Annotated in this window: 18 protein-coding genes and 1 tRNA gene; 13 read left to right on the top strand and 6 right to left on the bottom strand. The window is 69.3% G+C overall.

What is annotated here, in order from left to right; translation table 11 throughout:
• Positions 1-4 precede the first annotated feature (4 nt).
• The gene (locus tag OG623_RS20735) at positions 5-982 is read right to left on the bottom strand and encodes an SMI1/KNR4 family protein (protein WP_406151933.1); all 978 of its coding nucleotides are present in this window, start codon (positions 980-982) and stop codon (positions 5-7) included.
• 240 nt (positions 983-1,222) lie between these two features.
• Here OG623_RS20735 and OG623_RS20730 point away from each other — a divergent pair, with 240 nt between their 5' ends.
• The gene (locus tag OG623_RS20730) at positions 1,223-1,744 is read left to right on the top strand and encodes a YwqJ-related putative deaminase (protein WP_406148325.1); all 522 of its coding nucleotides are present in this window, start codon (positions 1,223-1,225) and stop codon (positions 1,742-1,744) included.
• Between the two features lie 10 nt (positions 1,745-1,754).
• On the top strand, positions 1,755-2,273 hold the full coding sequence (locus OG623_RS20725) for an SUKH-3 domain-containing protein (RefSeq protein ID WP_406148323.1): 519 nt from the start codon (positions 1,755-1,757) through the stop codon (positions 2,271-2,273).
• 47 nt (positions 2,274-2,320) lie between these two features.
• On the opposite strand, the gene OG623_RS20720 is transcribed toward OG623_RS20725, so the two are convergent.
• A complete protein-coding gene (locus OG623_RS20720; protein ID WP_406148321.1) occupies positions 2,321-3,637 on the bottom strand; it encodes a sensor histidine kinase in 1,317 nt (438 codons plus the stop codon).
• Positions 3,638-3,791: 154 nt separating this feature from the next.
• On the opposite strand from OG623_RS20720, the gene OG623_RS20715 reads away from it, so the two are divergent.
• The 7 genes from OG623_RS20715 to OG623_RS20685 all read left to right on the top strand — a co-directional run bounded on the left by OG623_RS20715 (position 3,792) and on the right by OG623_RS20685 (position 9,493).
• Positions 3,792-4,655 (top strand): hypothetical protein, encoded by an 864-nt coding sequence (locus OG623_RS20715; RefSeq protein WP_406148320.1) that lies wholly within the window; start codon positions 3,792-3,794, stop codon positions 4,653-4,655.
• A 15-nt stretch (positions 4,656-4,670) separates the two neighbouring features.
• Positions 4,671-4,742: transfer RNA gene (locus OG623_RS20710), tRNA-Gln, on the top strand.
• Positions 4,743-4,849: 107 nt separating this feature from the next.
• On the top strand, positions 4,850-6,298 hold the full coding sequence (glmU, locus tag OG623_RS20705; protein WP_406148318.1) for a bifunctional UDP-N-acetylglucosamine diphosphorylase/glucosamine-1-phosphate N-acetyltransferase GlmU: 1,449 nt from the start codon (positions 4,850-4,852) through the stop codon (positions 6,296-6,298).
• A 120-nt stretch (positions 6,299-6,418) separates the two neighbouring features.
• Positions 6,419-7,396 carry a ribose-phosphate diphosphokinase gene (locus tag OG623_RS20700; protein ID WP_266805904.1) on the top strand — a complete coding sequence of 326 codons (978 nt, stop codon included), beginning with the start codon at positions 6,419-6,421 and terminating at the stop codon, positions 7,394-7,396.
• A 222-nt stretch (positions 7,397-7,618) separates the two neighbouring features.
• Positions 7,619-8,197, top strand: a complete 579-nt coding sequence (locus tag OG623_RS20695; protein ID WP_406148317.1) for a 50S ribosomal protein L25/general stress protein Ctc — start codon at positions 7,619-7,621, stop codon at positions 8,195-8,197.
• 156 nt (positions 8,198-8,353) lie between these two features.
• Positions 8,354-8,947 carry an aminoacyl-tRNA hydrolase gene (gene pth / locus OG623_RS20690; protein WP_362889786.1) on the top strand — a complete coding sequence of 198 codons (594 nt, stop codon included), beginning with the start codon at positions 8,354-8,356 and terminating at the stop codon, positions 8,945-8,947.
• A 75-nt stretch (positions 8,948-9,022) separates the two neighbouring features.
• Positions 9,023-9,493: a hypothetical protein gene (locus OG623_RS20685; protein WP_406148315.1), complete on the top strand. Its 471-nt coding sequence runs from the start codon at positions 9,023-9,025 to the stop codon at positions 9,491-9,493.
• Positions 9,494-9,531: 38 nt separating this feature from the next.
• Here OG623_RS20685 and ppc read toward each other — a convergent pair whose 3' ends face one another.
• Positions 9,532-12,261 carry a phosphoenolpyruvate carboxylase gene (gene ppc, locus OG623_RS20680; protein ID WP_406148313.1) on the bottom strand — a complete coding sequence of 910 codons (2,730 nt, stop codon included), beginning with the start codon at positions 12,259-12,261 and terminating at the stop codon, positions 9,532-9,534.
• A 340-nt stretch (positions 12,262-12,601) separates the two neighbouring features.
• Here ppc and OG623_RS20675 point away from each other — a divergent pair, with 340 nt between their 5' ends.
• The 3 genes from OG623_RS20675 to OG623_RS20665 all read left to right on the top strand — a co-directional run bounded on the left by OG623_RS20675 (position 12,602) and on the right by OG623_RS20665 (position 14,967).
• On the top strand, positions 12,602-13,588 hold the full coding sequence (locus tag OG623_RS20675) for an acyl-CoA desaturase (RefSeq protein WP_406148312.1): 987 nt from the start codon (positions 12,602-12,604) through the stop codon (positions 13,586-13,588).
• Positions 13,585-14,274 (top strand): TetR family transcriptional regulator, encoded by a 690-nt coding sequence (locus tag OG623_RS20670; RefSeq protein WP_406148310.1) that lies wholly within the window; start codon positions 13,585-13,587, stop codon positions 14,272-14,274. Before OG623_RS20675 ends, OG623_RS20670 begins: the two co-directional genes overlap by 4 nt.
• Positions 14,275-14,364: 90 nt before the next feature.
• The gene (locus OG623_RS20665) at positions 14,365-14,967 is read left to right on the top strand and encodes a Uma2 family endonuclease (protein WP_406148309.1); all 603 of its coding nucleotides are present in this window, start codon (positions 14,365-14,367) and stop codon (positions 14,965-14,967) included.
• Positions 14,968-14,970: 3 nt separating this feature from the next.
• Here the strand turns inward: OG623_RS20665 and OG623_RS20660 are convergent, their stop codons facing one another.
• A complete protein-coding gene (locus OG623_RS20660) occupies positions 14,971-15,336 on the bottom strand; it encodes a VOC family protein (RefSeq protein WP_406148307.1) in 366 nt (121 codons plus the stop codon).
• The gene (locus OG623_RS20655; protein ID WP_406148305.1) at positions 15,333-16,139 is read right to left on the bottom strand and encodes a trans-aconitate 2-methyltransferase; all 807 of its coding nucleotides are present in this window, start codon (positions 16,137-16,139) and stop codon (positions 15,333-15,335) included. Before OG623_RS20655 ends, OG623_RS20660 begins: the two co-directional genes overlap by 4 nt.
• Positions 16,140-16,227: 88 nt before the next feature.
• Between OG623_RS20655 and OG623_RS20650 the strand changes: the two genes are divergently transcribed.
• The gene (locus OG623_RS20650) at positions 16,228-16,725 is read left to right on the top strand and encodes a MarR family winged helix-turn-helix transcriptional regulator (RefSeq protein ID WP_406148304.1); all 498 of its coding nucleotides are present in this window, start codon (positions 16,228-16,230) and stop codon (positions 16,723-16,725) included.
• Here OG623_RS20650 and OG623_RS20645 read toward each other — a convergent pair.
• Positions 16,684-17,490 carry a LuxR C-terminal-related transcriptional regulator gene (locus OG623_RS20645; RefSeq protein ID WP_406148303.1) on the bottom strand — a complete coding sequence of 269 codons (807 nt, stop codon included), beginning with the start codon at positions 17,488-17,490 and terminating at the stop codon, positions 16,684-16,686. The genes OG623_RS20650 and OG623_RS20645 overlap by 42 nt on opposite strands.
• Between the last annotated feature and the right edge of the window lie 43 nt (positions 17,491-17,533).

Genomic DNA, 17,533 nt, shown 5'->3' with positions numbered 1-17,533 from the left:
GCGCTCACCCCTCCACCGGGACGGCCCGCGCGAAGCCACCGTCCACCATCAGGTTCGCCACCGTCTCCAGCTCCGGCGGATTGCCCGCAAGACGCTGGAGGAAAGCATCGAAGTCCTCGCCGCACGGCAGCAGAAGCCGGTCCACCCGCTCCTGCACACCCCAGCCGTCCTGATCCCGCGCATCGTCGTACGCGCAGAACCACACAGACCCCACGCCGTCACCACGCACCTTCACCGCGAGGATCCCGCCCTGGACGAAACCCACGCCCAGGAAATCCTTCGTGAAGTGATCACGCAGACACTTGTTCACATAGACCAGATCATTCACAGCCGCCTCCTCACGCACCGTGAAGAACGGCTGGTCCACCAGCAACCCCAGCTCCGCGTCCAGCGCCGCACCGACCGGCGCCGAACCACCCGCGGCCTTCAGGAACGACCGGTACGCACCGGGAAGGCGATACCCCAGATCCTCCTCGACACCCAGGACCTGCTGCTCACCCACCGCGACAGAACCCTTGGGCAGCCGGAAGTGAGCCGGCCGCGTCTCCTGCAACGGCCGCGTGCCCCGACGGTCCTGATCCACCCCGGCCGTCGCCAGACCACCGTGATGACGCAACAACGCCTTCACCTCGACCGGCACCAGCTCCATCCGCCGGCCACCCGCCACGTGATGCCACGTCCAGCCGTGCGGGGTCGCCACCGCGGGAATCGTGTCCCACAGCTCATGACCGCTCGCCGCCAACGCCGCGTTCGCCGACACATAGTCCGTCAACCGCAGCTCATCGACACCGAACCCCTCAGGAGGATCCGCGATCTCCGCGGCCGCACGCGCGTACGGCGAAAACACCGGATGGCCGTTACCGTCCACACGCACACCCCTCGGGTGGCGGGACGCCCGGACAGGATCCGGGAAATGCACGACCTGCCCGGCGTAGGCCGCATTCGGTGGCGCGGCTTGCTGCCCGAGCCGACCTGTCGTCATGGCGGTTGCCCCCTGCTGCTTCCGGTGTTCCGCACAGCCTATGCGGTGACGCAACAAGGCCACCCGCCCCCAGGGCAGACCGCTCACCGTCCGTCACCACCGAGTGACGGACACGCGACAACCACACCACCCACCCGCGACACGAAGACACGTTTCACCCACCCAGCTTCCCCACCACCCTGCATATTTGGCAGGCTGTCCCCCGCAACTCGGGGGATTGCAGGGAGGGACACCAGCACCATGCACACAGCACAAACAGTCACATCCGGAGACCCGCGACTCAGCTGGAGCACCGCCGAACCGAACCGCGCGCCCCAGCTCCACCACCGCCGCGACGGCATCCTGCCCGCCGTGGCCGCAGCCCTGTCCGTACGCGGAGAGACACTCACCTGCACCGCGGGCAAAGGCGACCAGCCACCCACCCTGCACCCACTCGTACAGGACTTCCTCGACACCCTCACAAGCAGTCAGCGCGAGCGCTTCACCGGACGCTGCCCCGAAGCCATACTCCTGTCACGCCAGCTGACCGCAGCCGACGACAGCCGCTCCAAACGCGCCCAGCGAAAGCCCCTCACCAACGGCGAGGCCCGCCGCGCCCTCAAACACGCGCGCCTCACCGCACGGCACATCCGCGAGGACGGCGACCCGCTCCACGGCAGCTACGCACCCCCCTGCCGCTCCTGCACCGTCATGCTCGCCCACTTCGGCGTACGCCCCGTCGACCTCACCACGGGTGCCGCGACCACCGCCGAGAAGGGCTGAGCCCACCACCATGCAGCACCACACCGACGTACCCGGACAGCAGAACCGCGCCTCCACCACCCGCTTCCCCGTCGCCGTCGACGCCGCCCTCCACGACGCCGGATGGCAACCGGGCCGCTGGAACATCCGCCAGGCCGAGGAATGGGCCGACGCCCTGCGCTCCCACGCCTCCCCCGCCGGACACCAGCACGCCGTCTTCCCCGCCGCGGTCGAAGCCTGGGCGGAATTCGGCGGACTCCACATCACCGCGTCCGCACCCGGCCGCCAGATCGCCACCACCACCGTGCACATCGACCCACTCAGCGGACTCCACCTGGCACGCACGCTCGGCGACCTCGGACGCGCACTGGAGACCGAGGTCGCACCCCTCGGAGAAGAAGGCGAAGGACAGGCCATCCTCGCCATCGACAGCGAGGGACGCGTCTACTCCATCGACCACACCGGCGACTGGTACCTCGGCTCCGACATCGACCGCGCCCTCGAAACCCTCATGACCGGCGTACAACCCGCACGCCTCACCTCAGGCTGAGCGAACCCCGGCACCGGCGCCGCGCCCCGCAGCCCTCCCCGGCCCCCTCACGCCGCGCCACCGTCCGGCAGAACCGCCGACACCCGGAAACCCCCCGCGTCGGTCGCCCCCGACACGAACACACCACCCAGCGCCAGCACCCGCTCCCGCATCCCCACCAGGCCGTTACCACCGCTCGGCAGTCCCGCGTCCGCCGTCGCACCGTCCGTCGGACCGTTCTCCACCTGCATCGCCACCTCCGCCCCCCGATGAGCCAGGCGCACCCACGTCTTCGCACCCGCCGCATGCTTGTGCACGTTCGTCAACGCCTCCTGCACCACCCGGTACGCCGTCTGCTCCACCTCCGGCGCATACGGACGCGGCTCCCCGTCCACCGACAGCTCCACCGTCATCCCCGCCTCACGGGACTGCGCGACCAGCGCCTCCACCTCATGCAACCGGGGCCCGTCCTCCACCGCATCGGGCACGACAGCCGAGGCCACCGGCCCCACCGAAGCCAACGGCACCCGCCCGGCCTCCGGAGCCACCAGAGCGTCCCCGCTCCGCAGCACCCCGAGCATCTCCCGCAGCTCCGTCAACGCCTGCCGGCCCATGTCACCCACCAGCGCCGCGTTACGCACCGCCTTCGCCGGATCCTTCGGGGCCACCGCCTGCAACGCCGCCGCGTGCACCACCATCAGACTCACCCGGTGCGCCACCACGTCATGCATCTCCCGCGCGATCCGGGTCCGCTCCTCCGTACGCGCCCACTCGGCCCGCTCCTCCGCCCGGTCCGCGAGCAGCGACAACTCCCGCTCCAGCGAATCCGCGCGCTCACGCAAGCTCTCCATCAGCCTGCGCCTGGCCCCGATGTACAGACCGAAGAGCACCGAGGGCGCCGTGAGCCCCAGCGACATGAACACGGACACCACCGGGACGTACCAGACGCCCGGCCCGAAATCCGCGTGAGCACTCACGCTCTGCCGCAGCCGTACGTACGACACGATGAACGTGCCGACGAGCATCATCCCCGTCAGCACCACCGTGATCCTGCGCGGTACCTCCGACGCCGCCAGCGTGTACAGCCCGACGATCGCCATCAGGAAACCCATCTCGGCCGGCGTCGTCGCTATCGACACCAGCACCACGGCGATCGGCCACCGCCGGCGCAACACCAGCACCGACCCCGCGAACAGCCCGAAGAGCACCCCGAGGGGCACCGGCAACCCGGTGTCCCCGGCGAACTCCACCCCCTCCAGCACACACTCCAGCGCCGAAACCAGCGCCAGCCCCACGTCCAGGGCGACACTGCGCCGCCGCTCCCACCACCAGTAGCCGCGGGTGGTCGGGCCCGCCGCTTCCCGGTCTTCCCCCGTTGCGGTCATGGCATCCAGCGTACGGGCGGACGCATCTGTTTTTCGGGAGACTCCATCAGCACAGAAAGTGACTGGTCACGCCATAAACGCAGGTAATCGCACGATCCGGTGAACCGAGCACCCTTTCGACCCGGACGTCCGCATTCCGGACGACGCTGATCGCATGACACATGCCAATGGCAAGTACGCGGACTTCGAAGGACTGCGCGAGAAGGTGATCGCGTTACGACGAGAGGGCTTGAGCCGACGCCAGATCCGCGACCGGCTGCACGTCGACAACAACGACATCCTGAACCGGCTCCTGGAGGGCGAGCCGGCCCCGGAGTGGACGAAGCGCCCCAACGCGAAGGACGACCTGAGGGAGAAAGCCCGAAAGCTGCGGCTCCAGGGCATGACCTACGACCAGATCCAGGTAGAGCTGGGGTGCTCGAAGGGCTCGATCTCGCTGTGGGTACGGGACCTGCCGAAACCCGTTCCCAGCCGGAGCGCCGTCGAGCAGGCCCGGCTCGCCGGGCGCAGGCGCTGGGATCACGAACTGGCAGTGCGCGACGACAAGCGGCAGCAGACGAAGGCCATTGCGAAGGCGGAGATCGGCGACCTCACAGACCGGGAGCTTCTCCTCATCGGCGTGGGCCTCTACTGGTCCGAGGGGACGAAGGACAAACCGTACGACCGTCGGGAGAGCCTGACGTTCGTCAATAGTGACCCGGGCATGATCGAAACCTATCTGGCATGGCTGGCTGCGGTGGGAGTCACACCCGACCGCATCTACTTCCGGGTCATGATCCACGAGACAGCAGACGTCGGGGCCGCCGAACACTACTGGGCGGATGTCGTGGGCGTCGACGTCTCCGCGCTCCGCAAGACAACGCTGAAGAAGCACAACCCCAAGACATCACGGAAGAACACCGACGAGGCCTATCGCGGGTGCCTAGTGATCCGCGTCGCGCAGGGTGCCGAGTTGTATCGTCGAGTTGAGGGCTGGTGGCACGGAATCGTGGATCAGGCCCAACTCCGCCTCAGGTAGGGTCTGACGCAGTGATCCGCCGTGGGGTAGCGGCATCCCGCAGGCCTTTGGAGCCTTGAGACGCTGGTTCGAATCCAGCCGGCGGAGCCCACGCATCGGGCCCCGACCACACGGTCGGGGCCCGCGCTCGTTTCGTGCACAAAAGCCCCCGGTATCCTGCGGATGTCCACCACCCGAAGCCGAAGGGCACATCCGTGAGCGCCATCACCCCGGCCGCCGTCGTCGTCCTCGCAGCGGGTGAGGGCACCCGCATGAAGTCGAAGACGCCCAAGGTCCTGCACGAGATCGCCGGGCGCTCGCTCGTCGGACATGTCGTCGCCGCCTCCCGCGAGCTCGACCCCCAGCACCTCGTCGTGGTCGTCGGCCACGCCGGCGAGCAGCTCACGGCTCATCTCTCCGCCGGGGACACCCCCGTACGCACCGCCTACCAGGCTGAGCAGAACGGCACCGGTCACGCGGTGCGGATGGGCCTGGAGGAGCTCGGCGGGGCCGTCGACGGGACCGTGATCGTCGTGTGCGGGGACACCCCGCTGCTCTCCGGCGAGACCCTGTCCGCGCTCGCCGCCACGCACTCCGCCGACGCGAACGCCGTGACCGTCCTGACCGCCGAGGTCCCCGACTCCACCGGCTACGGCCGGATCGTCCGCGACGCGGCCACCGGTGCGGTCACCGAGATCGTCGAGCACAAGGACGCCACCGACGCGCAGCGCGCGATCCGGGAGATCAACTCCGGGGTCTTCGCGTTCGACGGCCGGCTGCTCGGCGAGGCGCTCGGCAAGGTGCGTACGGACAACAGCCAGGGCGAGGAGTACCTCACCGATGTGCTGTCGATCCTGCGGGAGGACGGCCACCGGGTGGGGGCCTCGGTGGCGGGCGATCACCGGGAGATCCTGGGGATCAACAACCGGCTCCAGCTGGCCGAGGCCAGGCGTCTGCTCAACGAGCGGCTCCTGGAGCGGGCGATGCTGGCCGGTGTGACGGTCGTGGATCCGGCGTCGACGCTGATCGATGTGACGGTGACGTTCGAGCGTGACGCCGTCGTGCACCCGGGGACCCAGCTGCTGGGGGCCACGCATCTCGCCGAGGACGCCGAGGTGGGCCCGAACTCCCGTCTGAAGGACACCGTCGTCCACGCGGGCGCGCGGGTGGACAGCACGGTCTCCGACGGCGCCGAGGTGGGGCCGGGAGCGTCGGTGGGCCCGTTCGCGTATCTGCGTCCCGGCACGCGGCTGGGTGCCAAGGCCAAGGCGGGTACGTACGTCGAGATGAAGAACGCGACGATCGGTGAGGGCACCAAGGTCCCGCACCTCAGTTACGTCGGGGACGCGACGATCGGTGATCACACGAACATCGGTGCGGCCAGCGTGTTCGTGAACTACGACGGGGTGGCCAAGCACCACACCACGATCGGGTCCCACTGCCGGACCGGGTCGGACAATATGTTTGTGGCGCCTGTCACGGTCGGGGACGGCGTTTACACAGCCGCCGGTTCGGTCATCACCAAGGACGTGCCGTCGGGTTCGCTGGCCGTGGCCCGGGGCCAGCAGCGGAATATCGAGGGCTGGGTCGCCCGGAAGCGGCCGGGGAGCGCGGCGGCTCAGGCCGCTCAGGCCGCCTCACAGGAGCCCGACGGCGAAAGCTGACCGGAAACAGGTGCGCCAAAGGCGGCGTACCGTGATAGATGCTCACCCATTTCGGCTGGCTCGTCGCACATCGGGACCACATGCGCGCGGTGCCAGATACACGTCTGAGGAGACTGTGCTGTGACCGGGATCAAGACGACCGGCGAGAAGAAACTGATGCTCTTCTCCGGCCGCGCCCACCCCGAGCTGGCCGAGGAGGTCGCGCATCAACTGGGTGTCGGTCTCGTGCCGACGAAGGCCTTCGATTTCGCCAACGGTGAGATCTACGTGCGTTTCCAGGAGTCCGCTCGTGGCGCCGACTGCTTCCTGATCCAGAGCCACACGGCCCCGATCAACAAGTGGATCATGGAGCAGCTGATCATGCTGGACGCGCTGAAGCGCGCGTCGGCCCGGTCGATCACGGTGATCGTGCCGTTCTACGGTTATGCCCGTCAGGACAAGAAGCACCGTGGCCGTGAGCCCATCTCGGCGCGTCTGATCGCCGACCTGATGAAGACGGCGGGTGCGGACCGCATCCTCACCGTGGATCTGCACACGGACCAGATCCAGGGCTTCTTCGACGGCCCGGTCGACCACCTGTTCGCGCTGCCGATCCTGGCGGACTACGTGGGCGCGAAGGTCGACCGTTCGAAGCTGACGATCGTCTCTCCGGACGCCGGCCGGGTGCGCGTCGCCGACCGCTGGTGCGACCGGCTCGACGCTCCCCTCGCGATCGTGCACAAGCGGCGTGACAAGGACGTGCCGAACCAGGTCAGCGTCCACGAGGTCGTGGGCAATGTCGAGGGCCGGGTGTGTGTCCTGGTCGACGACATGATCGACACGGGTGGCACGATCTGTGCGGCCGCTGACGCCCTGTTCGCGCACGGTGCCGAGGACGTCATAGTGACCGCGACGCACGGTGTGCTGTCGGGCCCCGCCGCGGACCGTCTGAAGAATTCGAAGGTGAGCGAGTTCGTCTTCACGGACACGCTGCCGACGCCGGGCGAGCTGGAGCTCGACAAGATCACGGTGCTGTCGATCGCGCCGACGATCGCGCGTGCGGTGCGTGAGGTGTTCGAGGACGGTTCGGTGACGAGCCTCTTCGAGGAGCAGGAGTAGTCACCCTGGGGTGATCGCCCGCGGGTGGTCCCTGGTGATCGACTTTGGGAGCGGCCTCTCCGCCGGGTAGACTGGACAAGTTGCTCGGCGAGGGAGGCCGTTCTCATGCCTGGTCATGGGTCCCGGCGCTCCGTTATCGACGCGCTCTTCGTAGCAGGCCTGTCGTGGGCCGGGTGACCATCGGTTTTCGTCACCTTACGTTTCATCTACGAGGAGTGCAGCATGGCTGAGATCAAGCTCGACGCAACGGTCCGTACGGAGTTCGGCAAGGGCGCTGCCCGTCGCACCCGTCGCGCCAACCTGGTTCCCGGAGTCGTCTACGGCCACGGTGCTGAGCCGGTTCACGTCAACCTTCCGGGCCACGCGCTGCTTCTCGCCCTGCGTACCGCCAACGTGCTGATCGGTCTCGAGATCGACGGCAAGGACGCGCTGGTCATCCCGAAGGCCGTGCAGCGCAACGCCATCAAGGGCAACATCGAGCACGTCGACCTGCTGACCGTGAAGCGCGGCGAGAAGGTCGAGGTCGAGATCGCGGTGCAGGTCGAGGGCGACCTGGCCCCGGGCGGCAACCTTCTCGAGTACGTGATGAACACGCTGCGCGTCGAGGCCGAGGCCACGCACATCCCGGAGTCCGTGACGGTCTCGATCGCGGGCCTGGACGCCGGTGCCTCGATCCTCGCCAAGGACATCCCGCTGCCGGCCGGCTCCGTGCTCGCCGATGACGCTGAGGCCGTTGTGCTCCAGGTCGTCGCAGCGCAGGTCGAGGAGGCCCCCGCCGAGGAGGCGGCCGTCGAGGCCTGAGTCTCGCCGCACCTGCTTGACTGACGGGGTGGTGGTTCCCTTCCGGGGTTCCACCGCCCCGTTTCTCTGCCGTCACCGTTTCTCTGCCGTCACCGTTTTCCTGCCGTCACCGGCTCTCCGCCGTCAGCGGCCCGTACACGAGGAGACCGAGCTCTGATGTCCGACGTCACCGACCCCTGGCTGATCGTCGGCCTCGGTAATCCGGGCCCCGACTACGCGGCCAACCGGCACAACGTCGGGTTCATGGTGGCCGATCTGCTGGCCGAGCGGATCGGCGGGAAGTTCAAGCGGGCGCAGAAGGCGCAGGCTCAGGTGCTGGAGGGGCGGATCGGGCCGCCCGGGCCGGCGAGCCGTCGTGTGGTGCTGGCGAAGCCGATGTCGTACATGAACCTGTCGGGCGGCCCGGTGACGGCGTTGCGTGATTTCTACAAGGTGCCGACCGATCACATCGTGGCGATCCATGATGAGTTGGACATCGATTTCGGGATGTTGCGGCTCAAGTCGGGTGGCGGCGACAACGGGCACAACGGGCTGAAGTCGATGACGAAGGCGATGGGGCCCGACTATCACCGGGTGCGGTTCGGTATCGGCAGGCCGCCGGGGCGGATGCAGGTCGCGGACTTCGTGCTGAAGGACTTCTCGTCGGCCGAGCGCAAGGAGCTCGCGTATCTGGTGGACCGGTCGGCCGACGCGGTGGAGTCGTTGCTGGCCGAGGGGCTGGAGCGGGCTCAGTCCGCGTACAACTCCTGACATTCCTGCTGCTTCTTGGGTGTTTTTCGGCCATAGGTTGACCGTTGGCAGGGCTCTGCCCAAGGATCGGCCCCCATGAAGCGGAGTTCCTCCCACCGGCTGGTGGCCCATGGGCGCATGTTCGGCGTGGGCTGTGTCGTGTCGCTGCTGCTGGTGGCGGGTGCCTGGGCGTCGTGGGACAACGCGCAGCACATCGTTCTGGCCAAGGGCCGTGAGCACGGGACGATGAAGGTGACGGCGTGCGGTGAGGATTCCTGCACGGGGTCGTTCTCGCCGGACGCGGATGCGCAGAAGCGGTCCGCCGTGGCCGTCGAGCGGTCCGTCGCGGTGCACAAGGGGGATCGTTTCCCCGTGGTGGTGAAGCCCGGGACCGGCGATGTCGTGCGTACGGGGCTGCCGGGCTTTCTGCATGCCTGGGTGCCGTTGGGCGGTGCGTTGGTGCTGGCCGCGCTGTTGATCGGCGGCGGCATGCGGCTGACGCGTACGGCGTGGGGTGCGGGGATCGCGGGTGCGGTCCTGCTGGTGGCGACGTTCATCGCCCTGTGAACAGGACGTGAACAGGACCGCACCCGGTCACATGGGTCTCAGCCGGTGTTGCGCAGGCCCGCGGCGACACCGTTGACGGTGAGCAGCAGGGCCCTGGCGAGCAGCGGGTCGGCTTCCTCGCCGCGTTCGACGGCCTGGCGCTGACGGGCGAGCAGGGACACCTGGAGGTAGGAGATGGGGTCCAGGTAGGCGTCGCGGATGGCGAAGGTCTGCTGGAGCACCGGGCTGGTGCCGAGAAGTTCCTTGCCGCCGGTGACCTTGAGGACTTCCTGGACGGTGAGTTCGTGCTCGGCCCGGATGACGTCGAAGACGTGCTTGAGCTCGTCGGGGACGAGGGTGTCGACGTAGTGCTGGGCGATACGCAGGTCGGTCTTGGCCAGTGTCATCTCGACGTTGGAGAGGAAGTTCTGGAAGAAGTGCCACTGCTCGTGCATCTCTTCCAGGACGGTGTCCCCGCCGGCCTCGCGCAGTGCCTTGAGGCCGGAGCCGACGCCGAACCAGCCGGGGACGATCTGCCGCGACTGGGTCCAGCCGAAGACCCACGGGATGGCCCGCAGGCCGTCGAGCGAGACGCCTGAGCCGGGGCGGCGGGAGGGCCGCGAGCCCAGGTGCAGGTCGGCGAGCTGGTCCACCGGGGTGGAGGCGAGGAAGTACGAGGGCAGGTCGGGGTCCTCGACCAGCTTGCGGTAGGCGTCGTGGGCGGCGTCGGAGACGGTGTCCATGGCCGCGTCCCAGCGGGCGAGGGCCTCGTCGGACTGGCGGGGCGCGGTGTGCAGCGCGGAGGCCTGGAGGGTGGCCGCGACGGTCAGTTCCAGGTTTTCGCGCGCGAGGGCGGGGATGAGGTACTTGTCGGAGATGACCTCGCCCTGCTCGGTCACCTTGATCTCGCCCTCCAGGGTGCCCCAGGGCTGCGCGAGGATCGCGTCGTGCGAGGGGCCGCCACCGCGGCCTACGGTGCCGCCGCGGCCGTGGAAGAGGCGCAGGCGTACGCCGTAGCGGTGGGCCACGTCGCGGAGCCGGCGCTGGGCGCGGTGGATCTCCCACTGGGAGGTGGTGATGCCGCCGAACTTGGAGGAGTCGGAGTAGCCGAGCATGACCTCCTGGACGTCGCCGCGCAGTGAGACGAGGCGGCGGTAGGAGGGGTCGGCGAGCATCGCGTCGAGGATGACGTCGGCGGCCTTGAGCTCGTCGGTCGTCTCCAGGAGCGGCACGATGCCGATCTTGGCCCAGCCGCCGTGCAGGTCGATGAGGCCGGCCTCGCGGGCGAGGACGGCGGCGGCGAAGACGTCGTCGGCGCCCTGGCACATCGAGATGATGTAGGACTCGATGACCTCGGGGCCGAAGCGCTCGAAGGCCTGGCTGATGGTGTGGAAGACGCCGAGGGTCTTCTCGCCGGCGGCGTCCAGCGGGGCCGGGGTGGGTGCGAGGGGGCGGCGGGAGCGGAGTTCCTTGGCGAGGAGCTTCTGCCGGTAGTCGCGCGGCATGTCGGTGTAGCGCCAGGACTCCTCGCCGAGGCGGTCGAAGAGCTGGCCCAGGGCGTGGTGGTGGGCGTCGGCGTGCTCGCGTACGTCCATGGTGGCGAGCTGGAGGCCGAACGCGGCGAGCGTACGGATGGTGCGGTCCATGCGGCCGTCGGCGAAGAGTCCGCCGCGGTGCTCGCGCAGGGAGGTCTGGATGAGTACGAGGTCGGCGAGGAGCTCGGCGGTGCCGAGGTAGTCGCAGCCGGGGCGGTGGGGGGTGCCGGTGGCGAGCCGCTCGCGGGTGTTGACCAGCTTCTGGCGGATACAGGTGGCCTTGAGCCGGTAGGGCTCCTCGGCGTTGAGCCGCTTGTAGCGGGGGCTGATCTCCGGGAGCCGCTCCAGGTCGGTCTGGAGGGAGGTGAGGAGCTCGTCGGTGGCTCCGGTGTAGCGGATGGAGTTGGAGAGCAGTCCGCGCAGCTGGTCGACGAGTTCGAGGGCGTCGGTGATGCCGTGCTCGTGCTGGAGGATCAGCACGTCCCAGGTGACGGTGGGCGTCACATTGGGGTTGCCGTCGCGGTCGCCGCCGATCCAGGTGCCGAAGGTGAGCGGGCGGGTGCCGGCGGGCAGTTCGACGCCGACGCGTTCCAGCTCGGCGGCCAGGTCCTCCAGGACGTCGCCCACCGCGTCGGCGTGGAGTTCGTCGAGGTAGTAGATGGCGTTGCGGGCCTCGTCGGCGGGCTCCGGGCGGACGACGCGGAGCTCGTCGGTCTGCCAGATGAGGTCGATGTTCTCGGCCAGCCGGACGTCCTGGCGCCGGCGGTCGGCCTCGATGACGGGCGTCTCGAGGAGCTCGGCGATGCGGCGGAGCTTGTTCAGCACGGAGCGCCGTGCGGCCTCGGTGGGGTGCGCGGTGAAGACGGGCCGGACGTTGAGGTTCTTGACCGTCTCGCGCAGGTGTTCGGGGTCGGCGTCCTTGAGGCGGTCGGCGGTGCGGGCGAGGAGCCCGCCCTCGGCGGACCGGCGGTCGCGCATCTCGTGGGCGCGGTGGACCTGCTCGGTGACGTTGGCGAGGTGGAAGTAGGTGGAGAAGGCGCGCACGAGCTGTGCGGCGGTCTCCAGGTCGGTGTCGCCGAGGAGCTCGGCTGCTGCCTCGCCGTCGGTCCGGGTCAGGGCGCGGACGCGCTCGACGAGATCGAGGAGGTCCTGGCCCTCCTGTCGTACGAGGGTCTCGCCCAGCAGGTCGCCGAGGCGGCGGATGTCGGCCCGCAGTTCGGTGTTTGCGGCGGGGGTCTGGTCGGCACTGCTCACAGTGTGCGGCTCCTTGCAGTGGTTGAGCACGTCTGTCAGGGGGGCCGGGGTGCTCGCGGTGCTGACGGGTCACCCCGGATGTGCAGAGTGCGGACCGCGCTGTCCGACGCACCCAGGATAGGTGTCCGTGGCTCCGGGGTGCTCGCTGCCCTGCGGGGCCGGCGGGATCGGGCGCGGGTTCCGGTGCGGGAGGGGCGCGCGGAATCTCGGGCGACACCGGTTGTGGTGGCGGCGCTCTCGTGCCGTGAGCCTGTTCGCTGCCATACTTACGTTGCCGTAGGTTACGGAAGCGTAGCCCGCTCATACCGTCATATTTCCTCACCTCACGGGGGACTCCCCAATGCCCATCAGCCCTGATGTGATCGACGACGGCCTGCCGACCGCGGCAGGCGACCCCGCAGACTCCTCCGCCACGCTCGGTGGCGACAAGAAGCGTTCGGTCGAGCAGATCGCGCTGCTGCTGTTCATCGTGGTGCCGTTCGCGGCCCTGGTCGCGGCGGTGCCGCTGGCCTGGGGCCGTGGTGTCAGCTGGCTCGACCTGGGTCTGCTGGTCGCCATGTACTACTGGGGCTGCCACGGTGTGACGATCGGTTTCCACCGCTACTTCACGCACGGTTCGTTCAAGGCGAAGCGCCCGCTGCGGCTCGCGCTGGCCGTGGCGGGCTCGATGGCGGTGGAGGGCCCGCTGGTGCGCTGGGTGGCCGACCACCGCAAGCACCACCGGTTCTCCGACGCCGAGGGCGACCCGCATTCGCCGTGGCGGTTCGGCGAGAATCTGCCGGCACTGGTGAAGGGCCTGTGGTGGGCCCATATCGGGTGGATGTTCAACGAGGAGCAGACCCCGCAGCAGAAGTACGCCCCCGACCTGGTCAGGGACCCGGCGATCCGCGCGGTCTCGCGTCACTTCCTCAGCTTCACGATTCTCTCGCTGGCGATCCCGCCGCTGGTCGGCGGCCTGGTCACGATGTCGTGGTGGGGTGCGTTCACCGCCTTCTTCTGGGGTTCGCTGGTCCGGGTCGCGCTGCTGCACCACGTGACGTGGTCGATCAACTCGATCTGTCACGCGGTCGGGAAGCGGCCCTTCAAGTCCCGCGACCGGTCGGGGAACGTGTGGTGGCTCGCGGTGCTCTCCTGCGGTGAGTCCTGGCACAACCTGCACCACGCGGACCCGACGAGCGCACGCCACGGGGTGATGAAGGGGCAGATCGACTCCAGTGCCCGGCTGATCCGCTGGTTCGAGAAGCTGGGCTGGGCACACGACGTGCGGTGGCCCGACGCATCACGTATCGCCTCCCGGCGCAAGCCCGTGGGCGCCGACCCGGCATGATTGACGACGTGGCCACCGACGGAAGTACCAGCGGAGAGAAGAGCAGATCCACCACCCCCACGCGAAGGGCCCGGCGGGTCCGGATGACGGGGAAGGAGCGCCGCGAGCAGCTCCTGGACATCGGCCGCACCCTGTTCGCGGACAAGGGCTTCGAGGGCACGTCGGTGGAGGAGATCGCGGCGCGCGCCGGGGTCTCCAAGCCGGTGGTGTACGAGCACTTCGGCGGCAAGGAGGGCCTGTACGCCGTGGTGGTCGACCGTGAGATGCGCCAGTTGCTCGACCTGGTGACGGGCGCGCTCACGGCGGGGCATCCGCGTGAGCTGCTGGAGCAGGCGGCGTTCGCGCTGCTCGACTACATCGAGACGTACACGGACGGTTTCCGGATCCTGGTCCGTGACTCACCGGTCGCGCAGTCCACGGGCACGTTCGCGTCGCTGATCAGTGACATCGCGACACAGGTCGAGGACATCCTGGGCCTGGAGTTCAAGGCCCGGGGCTTCGACGCGAAGCTGGCCCCGCTGTACGCGCAGGCCCTGGTCGGGATGGTGGCGCTGACCGGTCAGTGGTGGCTGGACGTCCGGAAGCCGAAGAAGGCGGAGGTGGCCGCGCATCTGGTGAATCTGGCCTGGCACGGGCTGGAGAACCTGGAGTCGAAGCCGCGGCTGATAGGCCACCGGAAGAGCTGACGCCCGGCACGTCACCCGTTGTGATGACGCCTGCGCATCCCCGGCCGTAATGTGGTCGGCAGGGCACAGATCCCGTCCATGGGAGGAACCATGACCGCCGAGCCGATCACCGGGCACAACAGCCGCTGGCCGGTGCCCCCGCAGGACGGATACACCGTGGACGACCTGTTCACGCTGCCCGATCTCCCGCCGCACACGGAATTGCTCGACGGGAGCCTGATCTTCGTGAGTCCGCAGCGACGTTTTCATTCCAAGGCCATTGACTTGCTGGTGAACGGCCTGCGCAGCAGCGTTCCGGCGGACCTGAAGGTCGAGCGCGAGATGACCGTGGTGCTGGACCGTCGAAACGGTCCGGAACCCGACGTGTCCATCGTTCGCGCAGCAGCCGCCGTCGATCTGGAGCAGACCCGTTTCCAGGCCGCCGACGTCCGCCTCGCCATCGAGGTGGTCTCCCCCGACTCGGAGGCCCGCGATCGCGAGACCAAGCCGCACAAGTACGCGACCGCCGGGATCGAGCACTTCTGGCTGGTCGAGATGACCGGCACGGATCAGCACCCGGTGGTGCGGGTCTACGAGCTGGATCCGGTGACGAAGGCGTACGCGCTGACCGGAATCCACCACGATCGGCTCAAGACGGGTGTTCCCTTCCCCATCGACATCGACATCTCGACGGAGGCGCTCGACGCGCTCTGACGCTCACCCGGTGACCGGCTCCAGGAATTCGAGCCGGTTGCCCACCGGGTCCTGGGAGTGGAAGCGGCGGTGGCCCGGGAGGTTGTCGTCCCACTCCACGGGGGCGCCGTGTGCGGCCAGCCGGGCCGCGTAGGCGTCGATGTCCGTGACGCGCAGGCCCGGGTGGGCCTTCCGCGCCGCGCGGAAGTCCTCTTCGATGCCCAGGTGCAGCTGGACCGTGCCGGTCCCGAACCAGCAGCCGCCCCGGGCCGCGAGCGCCTCGGGTTTGGCGATCTCGGTGAGGCCGAGTACGTCCACGTAGAAGGCCCGCAGGGCGTCCTCGGATCCGGGCGGAGCGGCCAGCTGGACATGGTCGACGGCGGTGATCAAAGCTGCTCCTCGGGGGTGCGGACGACGGCGAAGATCCGGCGGAACGGGAAGACCGTGCCGTGCGGGCCCGTCGGGTAGGCGGTGCGCAGCAGGGCGCGGTATTCGGTGAGGAAGGCGTCGTGGGCTTCCGGGGTGTCGGCGAGGGCGTCGAGTACGGGGCGCAGGCCGGTGCCCTTGACCCAGTCGAGGACGGGGTCCTCGCCCTGGAGCAGGTGCAGATAGGTGGTCTCCCAGACGTCCACGGTGCGGCCGGGTGCGGTGAGGCGTTCCAGGTAGTCGGTGGGGGTGTGTACGGCGTCGGCGTGGCGCAGGATGCCGCCGAGGCGGTCGTGCCAGCGGGGGGACTCGGCGAGTTCACGCATCAGGGTGTGGCTGGGGGCGTCGAAGTTGCCGGGGATCTGGAAGGCGAGGATGCCGCCGGGGGTGAGTGCGTCCAGCCAGTGGGGGAAGCGGGCGGTGTGGCCGGGGACCCATTGGAGCAGGGCGTTGGAGACGATGAGGTCGTACGTCTCGGTGGGGGCCCAGGTGGCTGCGTCGGCCTCGGCGAAGTCGAGGAGGGGTCCCGTGTGAGTGCGGGCGCGCTCCAGCATGTGGGGTGAGCTGTCGTAGCCGGTGACACGGGCGCCGGGCCAGCGGTCGGCGAGAAGCGCGGTGACGTTGCCGGCTCCGCAGCCGAGGTCGGCGATCCGGGGAGCGGCGGCGTGCGGGAGGGGTCCGATCCGGGCCAGGAGGTCGTGGAAGGGGCGGGTCCGGTGGTCCGCGTGGCGGAGGTACTGCTGCGGGTCCCAGGTCGGTGATGTCATGGGATCAGGATCGCCAACAGGATATCTTGATGTCAAGACACTTGAATTCAAGAGACTTCATGTCGAGGGACCCTCTACACTGATCGACATGGAGGACGAGGTCGACCGACTGGTCGCTGCATGGCGCCGTGAGCGCCCCGACCTCGACGTGGAACCACTCGAGGTCCTGAGCCGCGTCTCCCGCCTGGCCCGGCATCTGGACCGGGCCCGCAGAATCGCCTTCGCGGAGCACCAGTTGGAGCCCTGGGAGTTCGACGTCCTGACGTCGCTGCGCCGCGCCGGCGCCCCGTACCAGCTCTCCCCCGGCCAGCTCCTCACCCAGACCCTGGTCACCTCGGGCACGATGACGAACCGCATCGACCGGCTGACCAAGAAGAATCTCGTGGAGCGGCTGCCCGACCCGAGCGACCGCCGCGGCGTCCTCGTCCGGCTGACCGAGCGGGGCCGCGACAAGGCCGACCAGTCGCTGGCCGGGCTGCTCTACCAGGAGCGGGCCATCCTGGGCGAGCTCTCCCCGCAGCAGCGCTCCGAACTCGCCGGGCTGCTACGCCAGTTGACCGCCCCGTTCGACAACATCCCCGGTTAGCGCGACCGGGCCCACCCCGGCCCGCCGGGCGAGCGCCACGGCCGCCAGGGTCGAGTGGACGCCGAGCTTCCCCAGCACGTTCTGCATGTGCGTACGCACCGTGTGCGGGGACAGGAAGAGCCGCTCCGCGACCGCCTTGCGGCCCAGGCCCGCCACCATGCAGCGCAGCACCTCGCGCTCGCGCGGCGTCAGCGACTCGACGAGCTGCTCGCTCTCGGTGCGGTGCTTGCGGGCCGCGGTCAGCTCCCGCAGGACTCCGGTCAGCAGCGCGGCCGGCAGATGCGTCTCGTCGCGCAGCACGCCCCGTATGACCGCGAGCAGGCGTTGCAGCGAGCAGTCCTTGGCGACCCAGCCCGATGCACCGGCCTGCAGCGCCGTCGCCGCCCTGCGCGGGTCGTCCTTCTCGGCGAGCACCACCGTACGGATCCTGGGCTGCCCCGCGCGCACCCCGGCCACCAGCGATATGCCGTCCACCTGGACGCCGCCCGCTCCCCCGCCGGGTGCGCCGTCCGGTACGCCGCGCGGTGCGGGAATGCCACGGGTGCCGCTCGTGGTGTCGACGCCCAGCTCGGCGTCGACCAGCATCACGTCGTAGCGGCGCCCCTCGGCGGCGGCCCGCTCCAGACAGCGCAGCGCGGCAGGACCGCTGCCCGCCGCGGACACGTCGACGTCCGGTTCGGCCGCGAGGGCCGCGGCGAGAGACTCCGCAAAGATGCGATGGTCGTCGACCACCAGAACCCGGATACGAGCCACAGACACCCCCATGCTGTGTGAGCTCCTGGGGCGTCCCCTTCATGGCCGGCCCCGA

The sequence above is a fragment of the Streptomyces sp. NBC_01012 genome, assembly GCF_045162755.1.
In the GTDB taxonomy this organism is placed as follows: Bacteria; Actinomycetota; Actinomycetes; order Streptomycetales; family Streptomycetaceae; genus Streptomyces.
Note: the sequence above shows the minus strand (reverse complement) of the source record. Positions and strands in the feature narration are given on the sequence as shown.

Bases quoted from the DNA above. Each gene is read 5' to 3' on its own strand.
- OG623_RS20655 (WP_406148305.1), bottom strand. From the start codon at position 16,139: ATGACATCACCGACCTGGGACCCGCAGCAGTACCTCCGCCACGCGGAC.
- OG623_RS20645 (WP_406148303.1), bottom strand. From the start codon at position 17,490: ATGGGGGTGTCTGTGGCTCGTATCCGGGTTCTGGTGGTCGACGACCAT.
- OG623_RS20695 (WP_406148317.1), top strand. From the start codon at position 7,619: ATGGCTGAGATCAAGCTCGACGCAACGGTCCGTACGGAGTTCGGCAAG.
- OG623_RS20730 (WP_406148325.1), top strand. From the start codon at position 1,223: ATGCACACAGCACAAACAGTCACATCCGGAGACCCGCGACTCAGCTGG.
- OG623_RS20670 (WP_406148310.1), top strand. From the start codon at position 13,585: ATGATTGACGACGTGGCCACCGACGGAAGTACCAGCGGAGAGAAGAGC.
- OG623_RS20650 (WP_406148304.1), top strand. From the start codon at position 16,228: ATGGAGGACGAGGTCGACCGACTGGTCGCTGCATGGCGCCGTGAGCGC.
- OG623_RS20725 (WP_406148323.1), top strand. From the start codon at position 1,755: ATGCAGCACCACACCGACGTACCCGGACAGCAGAACCGCGCCTCCACC.
- OG623_RS20685 (WP_406148315.1), top strand. From the start codon at position 9,023: ATGAAGCGGAGTTCCTCCCACCGGCTGGTGGCCCATGGGCGCATGTTC.
- OG623_RS20720 (WP_406148321.1), bottom strand. From the start codon at position 3,637: ATGACCGCAACGGGGGAAGACCGGGAAGCGGCGGGCCCGACCACCCGC.
- OG623_RS20715 (WP_406148320.1), top strand. From the start codon at position 3,792: ATGACACATGCCAATGGCAAGTACGCGGACTTCGAAGGACTGCGCGAG.
- OG623_RS20675 (WP_406148312.1), top strand. From the start codon at position 12,602: ATGCCCATCAGCCCTGATGTGATCGACGACGGCCTGCCGACCGCGGCA.
- OG623_RS20665 (WP_406148309.1), top strand. From the start codon at position 14,365: ATGACCGCCGAGCCGATCACCGGGCACAACAGCCGCTGGCCGGTGCCC.
- OG623_RS20735 (WP_406151933.1), bottom strand. From the start codon at position 982: ATGACGACAGGTCGGCTCGGGCAGCAAGCCGCGCCACCGAATGCGGCC.
- pth (WP_362889786.1), top strand. From the start codon at position 8,354: ATGTCCGACGTCACCGACCCCTGGCTGATCGTCGGCCTCGGTAATCCG.